The sequence below is a fragment of the Inquilinus sp. genome, from assembly GCF_039594555.1.
Taxonomy (GTDB): domain Bacteria; phylum Pseudomonadota; class Alphaproteobacteria; order DSM-16000; family Inquilinaceae; genus Inquilinus.
The window spans coordinates 21,908-28,363 of record NZ_JBCNNF010000038.1 but is presented as its reverse complement, the minus strand read 5'-3'; the positions used below and the strand labels follow the sequence as shown (position 1 = coordinate 28,363).

The 6,456-nt window shown below is 67.0% G+C and carries 4 protein-coding genes and 1 pseudogene; 2 read left to right on the top strand and 3 right to left on the bottom strand.

The genetic code is table 11. The annotated features are described in order from the left end of the window. The 3 genes and pseudogenes from ABDW35_RS06520 to ABDW35_RS06510 form a co-directional block, all read right to left on the bottom strand. Positions 1-678, bottom strand: a pseudogene (locus ABDW35_RS06520) (urea ABC transporter permease subunit UrtB); the annotation flags it as partial. 295 nt (positions 679-973) lie between these two features. After that, on the bottom strand, positions 974-2,215 hold the full coding sequence (gene urtA / locus ABDW35_RS06515) for an urea ABC transporter substrate-binding protein (RefSeq protein WP_343713042.1): 1,242 nt from the start codon (positions 2,213-2,215) through the stop codon (positions 974-976). A gap of 810 nt (positions 2,216-3,025) precedes the next feature. After that, a complete protein-coding gene (locus ABDW35_RS06510; RefSeq protein ID WP_343713040.1) occupies positions 3,026-3,367 on the bottom strand; it encodes an ATPase inhibitor subunit zeta in 342 nt (113 codons plus the stop codon). 182 nt (positions 3,368-3,549) lie between these two features. Here ABDW35_RS06510 and ABDW35_RS06505 point away from each other — a divergent pair, with 182 nt between their 5' ends. Together ABDW35_RS06505 and ppsA are read left to right on the top strand one after the other, a co-directional pair. Further along, positions 3,550-3,702, top strand: a complete 153-nt coding sequence (locus tag ABDW35_RS06505) for a hypothetical protein (protein ID WP_343713039.1) — start codon at positions 3,550-3,552, stop codon at positions 3,700-3,702. 231 nt (positions 3,703-3,933) lie between these two features. Further along, on the top strand, positions 3,934-6,414 hold the full coding sequence (gene ppsA / locus ABDW35_RS06500; protein ID WP_343713038.1) for a phosphoenolpyruvate synthase: 2,481 nt from the start codon (positions 3,934-3,936) through the stop codon (positions 6,412-6,414). The last annotated feature ends 42 nt before the right edge of the window (positions 6,415-6,456 follow it).

Sequence of the window (6,456 nt, the reverse complement as noted above, 5' to 3'; positions counted from 1 at the left end):
GTTCCAGATCATGAGCCGGGTGTCGATCCGGCCGATCGCGGATTGGGCTGCAGCCGCCACAGCAGGGGACGGATTCGGGATGCCGGACAGCAGCGCCCGTGCCTCCTGGTCGCCGCGGGCGGCGACAGTGTCGATCGCCGGCAGCAGCGCGTCGTCGGCGCCGCCCTTGGCCAGCAGGATGGCGGCGCGGGCCTCGGCGAAGGCCTGCTTCACCGCCGGATCGGTCTCGCGCGCCAGCGCCGCCTCCAGCGCCGGCAGCGCCTTGTCGTCGCGCGACTTGAACACCGCGGCAGCGGCGTCCAGCCGCTTGGCCGGGTCGGGCGCCAGCAGGGTCAGCGACCCCATCGCCGCGTCGATCGCCCGCCGCACCCGGTTGTTGACCCGGATCGGCTTGCCGCCCGCCGGGGCCTCGGTGAGCGCGGCGCCGGTGGCGGCGTCGACATAGCCGCCGGCCTCGGTCTTGATCGCCACCGCGCCGGGCGCCGCGATCAGCCGTCCGGCGGCCAGCGCCTCCAGCACCGCCGGCGCCTGCGCATCGCCCGAGGCGGCCACCCCATCCACCCCGGCGGCGATGTCGTCGTAGTTGCTCGACGCGAACCGCGCCAGCACCTCGGCCGGGATCTCGGCCTGGGCGGGGAGCGGGAGGATCAGGAGAAAGGCCAGAGCAGTCAGAACCAACAGAGTCCCCCCTCCCCTCGCGGGAGGGGGGTAGGGGGAGGGGGTTGCCGCAGCAAAGACCCGAGCTGCCCGTCGCACTCCGAAGAGGCCGCGGCGGACAAGCCTGCACAATCCGACAAGGACCTGCTTTGATGGCACGAGCCCCCTCCCCCTACCCCCCTCCCGCAAGGGGAGGGGGGATTGGTTTGTGCTGTCCGCCCAATGCTTTGCGGCCATTCGAAGCCCGATCATCACAGCCTGCGATTGAATGCCGGGAAGCGCCCCCGCGCCTCCCGGCTTCCCCTCCATCCCTTGATTACGACCCCGACCCGCCGCACTTGCCGGTCTTGACGTTGAAGTTCCCGCAGGAGAGCGGCTTGCGCCAATCGGAGATCAGGTCCTTCGAGCCTTCGAGGTAGTCGGACCACTCGTCGCCTACGACCTCCGGCGTCTCCGACACCGTCTGGATCTGGCCGTCGGCCTGGATCTCACCGATCAGCACCGGCTTGGTGATGTGGTGGTTCGGCATCATGGTGGCGTAGCCACCGGTCAGGTTCGGCACGGTCACGCCGACCATGGCGTCGATCACCTTATCCGGGTCGGTGGTGCCCGCCTTCTCGACCGCCTTCACCCACATGTTGAAGCCGATGTAGTGGGCCTCCATCGGGTCATTGGTGGTGCGCTTGTCGTTCTTGATGAACGCGTGCCACTTGGCGATGAAGTCCTTGTTCTCCGGCGTGTCGACGCTCTCGAAATAGTTCCAGGCGGCCAGGTGGCCGACCAGCGGCGCGGTGTCGATGCCGGCCAGTTCCTCCTCGCCGACCGAGAAGGCCACGACCGGGATGTCGGTCGCCTTGATGCCCTGGTTCGCCAGTTCCTTGTAGAACGGCACGTTGGCGTCGCCGTTGACGGTCGAGACCACGGCGGTCTTCTTGCCGGCCGACCCGAAGCTCTTGATCTTGCCGACTTCGGTCTGCCAGTCGGAGAAGCCGAACGGCGTGTAGTTGACGCTGATGTCCTCGGGCGCCACGCCCTTGGCCTTGAGATAGGCTTCGAGGATCTTGTTGGTGGTGCGCGGATAGACGTAGTCGGTGCCTTCCAGCACCCAGCGCTTCACCCCCTCCTCGTTCATCAGGTAGTCGACCGCCGGGATCGCCTGCTGGTTCGGCGCGGCACCGGTGTAGAAGATGTTGCGCGAGCTTTCCTCGCCCTCGTACTGCACCGGGTAGAACAGGATGCCGTCGAGCTCCTCGAACACCGGCAGCACCGACTTGCGCGACACCGAGGTCCAGCAGCCGAAGGTGGCCGCGACCTTGTCGACCGAGATCAGCTGCCGCGCCTTCTCGGCGAAGAGCGGCCAGTCCGACGCCGGGTCGACCACCACCGCCTCCAGCTTCTTGCCGAGCAGACCGCCCTTCTTGTTCTGCTCGTCGATCAGCATCAGCATGACGTCCTTCAGCGTGGTCTCGCTGATCGCCATGGTGCCGGACAGGGAATGCAGGATGCCGACCTTGATGGTGTCCTCGGCCCGGGCGGCGGTCGACACCGCCAGCCCCATGGACACCGCCAGCGCGGCGCCGATCACCCAATGCTTCTGCGACAATGCCATCGTGAACCCCCGGATCGCGCTTGATTGCGTTCGCCTTGCATCCGCCGCGACGCAAGTTCCGGGCCAGCCGCGAAACTCCCCGAATTTCGCTGCTTATGCAATCAGCAACTTCTCATTCTGCCTATTAAATGACCAATGCCGCAGAACGCATCAGCGTTCACCGACTTTCCACCCTCCGCGTCCCGGCCGGCACTTGATGGTCGGGGTTGGGCCGACCGCGCCCCTGATGGCGGCTTCGATCGCAGGCTCATGGAGTTGGTCAAAGGGTTTCCCGGCCGGGTGGCGGCCGTCGCCGCCCGCGGCGTGCGCGATCGCGATCCGCTCGGGTGACCTACGCCGGCAGCGACAGCAGGTAGCTGGCGTCAAGGCGGCGCTCGTCTACGACTCCGCAGCCTCGATATGCCAGGGCATGTTTGGCGACGATGCACAAAGCAAAGAAGCCCTCGTCTTGCGACGAGGGCTTTGGGGTATTGTTGGTTGCGGGGACACGCAACCAACGATTCTTGCGACTGGCGGTGGCAACGGTCTCCAGACCAGCGGCGTGACAGGCAGTCGGGAGTGAGCTCGACCAGAGAAGAGCAGTGCGGCTTCTCGCGTCACCTTCCGAGGGCCTGCCGAATCGGCGCTGAGAGCAGAGCGCTTTGAGTTGCAGCACGCGACGGGCCGGAGCAGGGCGCCGAGACGACCAAGCATAAGGCGGTCGTCTCCGCGCCACCGAGATGCCGACCGTGGTGGCGGCTCGCGCCGAGGTTGGCCGGCCTATCCCTTCGCGGCGGGCCCGGCTTTATCCGCCAACTGCTGCCGGGCCATTTGCTCCAGAGCGTCCATCTTGCGGGCCAGACGATGCGCTGAAAGCCGGACACCGTGCGCTCCCAGTTCGCGCCGGACCTCGCGGATGATGGCCGACCCCTCTCCTTGCTCGACACCCGCGGCAACAAGATCTGCCGCATAAGCATCAGCGGCAGCTCCCGCGAGCCCGATGAGCTCGGCTATCCAGAAGCCCAGCAGGCGGTTGCGACGCGTCCGGATCCTGAACGCCATGTCTTCGTCGTGCTGGAAGGCGGCCTCGATCGCCTGCTCCCTTGAGTCCAAAGTCGTCATGGTTTCTCCCTTCACCCCTGCTGCGGCCGCCCGGCTCCGCGGCGTGGCCTCCGATCCCCAAGCATGAGGACCGCAGGGCCAGTGCAGCCTTGATTCCGATCAAAGTCCGCTCCGCCATCTTGACCTGGATCAAGGCCTGGCTTCGCCCATCGCTGCATCGTGGCGCCAGGCAGGAGGTGAACATGTCGTTCCTGGCTCGTCTGATCCTCGCTGTCGCGGGAGCGATCGCGGCAGTCTTCATCGCCCGGGAAGCCCCCAGTTTCGGCATCCTCCAGGCTTTCATCGGCATGCTGCTGATCGTCGCGGTGGTCGGCGCATTGGCGCTGCGGCGCTAGGACCGGGGAGGCAAGCGCATGTGGACCGCAATCTGGGCCCTGACCGTTGCTCTGATCCTCCCATTCGGCCTCGTCGTCGGGACGTGGCTGGAGGACGAAGCGGATGAGCTTGCCGCTCCTTCCCTCCAACTCCCTTCGCAGCGGTCCGAAGGGCAGCCGCCGCGGTGCTGACGCCGCTGGTCCGGCATCACCGCCTCCCCCGCCCCGGAGGCGGCTCCCGAAGGAGTCCTCATGGAACGTCCGCTCTCTGCCTCGGCGCTGCCGGCCGGAATTTACGCCCAAAGGCAAGCCAGCCCGCATGCGGAGGCCGATGTCCGCTGGTTCGAGGCGATCGGCCTGGATGACGTCCCGCTGGTCGGCGGCAAGAACGCCTCGCTCGGTGAACTCTATTCGGCGATGTCGCAGGACGGGATCGCCGTCCCGAACGGCTTCGTCCTCACGGCAGCCCTATATCGCGATGTGCTGACGCAGGCCGGGGCCTGGGATCCACTCCATCGTGTCCTCGACGGACCAGACCCGCGGCGGGTCGACATTCTGGCCGAGCGGGCCGCCGAAGCCCGCAGGATCGTGTACGACGCCATGGGGGATGCGCGCATCGGCCGTCTCGTCGCGGAGAACTATCGGCGCCTGGAGGACCAGTATGGTCCACGTGTGGCGGTTGCCGTCCGCAGCTCCGCGACGGCCGAGGACCTCCCGAACGCCAGTTTTGCCGGGCAGCACGAAAGCTTCCTGAACATCCGCGGTGCAGACGCCTTGTTCGAGGCCGCCCGCCGCTGCTTCACGTCGATCTTCACCGATCGCGCCATTGTCTACCGACACGACAACGGCTTCGACCACTTCAAGGTGGCCCTCTCGGTGGGGATCATGAAGATGGTCCGGTCCGACCGGGCCTCGAGCGGCGTGATCTTCACCCTCGACACCGAGTCCGGCTTCCGCGACGTCGTCTTCGTCACCGGCGTGTACGGCCTTGGCGAAACCATCGTGCAGGGCCAGGTCGACCCCGACGAGTTCTATGTTCACAAACCGACCTTCCGCACCGGTCAACGGACGGTGCTGAGCCGCAGGCTGGGCCGCAAGCAGCGGAAGCTGATCTATGCCGGCCGCCCCGGGGCCGGGACGACCACCGACGTTGCGGTGAAGCCGTCCGACCGGGCGCGCTTCTGCATCTCGGATGCGGAGGTGCTGCAGCTCGCCGAACAGGCGATGCTGATAGAGGACCACTATTCGCAACGTGCGGGCCACCCGACGCCGATGGACATCGAATGGGCGAAGGACGCCGAAGACGGGCGGCTCTACATCATCCAGGCCCGCCCGGAGACGGTGGCATCGAGACGCACACCCGGGGTCCTGGAGACACATCTGCTGAAGGAACGGGGCCGCGTTCTCGTGACCGGCCGCGCCGTGGGCGAGAGGATCGCGACCGGCCCGGCCCGCATCATCGCCGACAGAAAGGATCTGGAGCGCTTCCAGCCCGGCGAGATCCTGGTCGCCCGTTCGACCAGCCCGGATTGGGAGCCGGTGATGAAGATCGCCGGCGCCATCGTCACGGATCAGGGCGGGCGCACCTGCCATGCCGCGATCGTGGCCCGCGAGCTCGGCCTCCCCGCGATCGTCGGCACGATCGGCGCGACGCAGGTCCTGTCCACGGGCACCAAGATCACCGTGTCCTGCGCCGAAGGCGAAACGGGATTTGTCTATGAAGGCGTTCTGCCGTTCGAGGTGGCGACCACCGCGATCGACGAGATCGGAATGCCGCACACCGCTGTCATGGCCAATCTCGGGAACCCGGAGCTCGCCTTCCGCACGGCGATGCTGCCGAATGCCGGCGTCGGGCTGGCGCGGATGGAGTTCATCATCAGCGAACAGATCGGCGGCCACCCCATGGCTTTCGCCCACCCGGAACGCGTGGCATCCAAGTCGGCCCGCCGGACGATCGAACGGCTGGCGCGCGGCTATTCCGATCCGTCCGAGTTCTTCGTCGAGAGGCTGTCGGAAGGCCTGGGCACCCTGGCGGCCGCCTTCCATCCGAAGCCGGTGCTGGTGCGCTTTTCGGATTTCAAGACGAACGAGTATGCCGGCCTGCTGGGCGGCAGCGGCTTCGAGCCGGAAGAACCCAACCCGATGATCGGCTTCCGCGGCGCGTCACGCTACGCCCACCCCGCCTATGCCGACGGCTTCGCCCTGGAGTGCCGGGCCATCCGCCGCGCCCGGGAAGACATGGGGCTGGCCAATCTGCACGTGATGGTGCCGTTCTGCCGACGGGAGGAAGAGGCGCGCCGGGTGCTCGACGCCATGGCGAAGCACGGGCTCGAGCGCGGCAAGTACGGCCTCGAGATCCATCTGATGTGCGAAATCCCGAACAACGTGATCCGGATCGACGCCTTCTCGGCGCTGTTCGACGGCTTCTCCATCGGCTCCAACGACCTCACCCAGCTGACGCTGGGCGTCGACCGGGATTCCGCGACTGTCGCCTTCGATTTCGACGAATGCGATCCGGGCATGCTCGAGATGTTGCGCCTTGCCGTGACGGGCGCCAAGCGCAACCGCCGGCATGTCGGAATCTGCGGCGAAGCGCCGGCCAACCATCCGGACATCGCCCGATATCTCACCGGACTCGGGATCGATGCGATCAGCGTCAACCCGTCCAGCCTGCTGCAGACCATCATGATCGTGCGGGAGGCGGAGAGCGAGCTGTCGACGCCCTCGGATTGATCCCGCGTGGCAAGGTGAGGAACTTCGTCTCGGCTGTCAGGG

Excerpts from the sequence above, each read along its gene's own strand:
- ABDW35_RS06505 (WP_343713039.1), top strand. The coding sequence starts at position 3,550 with ATGTCGTTCCTGGCTCGTCTGATCCTCGCTGTCGCGGGAGCGATCGCG.
- urtA (WP_343713042.1), bottom strand. The coding sequence starts at position 2,215 with ATGGGGCTGGCGGTGTCGACCGCCGCCCGGGCCGAGGACACCATCAAG.
- ppsA (WP_343713038.1), top strand. The coding sequence starts at position 3,934 with ATGGAACGTCCGCTCTCTGCCTCGGCGCTGCCGGCCGGAATTTACGCC.
- ABDW35_RS06510 (WP_343713040.1), bottom strand. The coding sequence starts at position 3,367 with ATGACGACTTTGGACTCAAGGGAGCAGGCGATCGAGGCCGCCTTCCAG.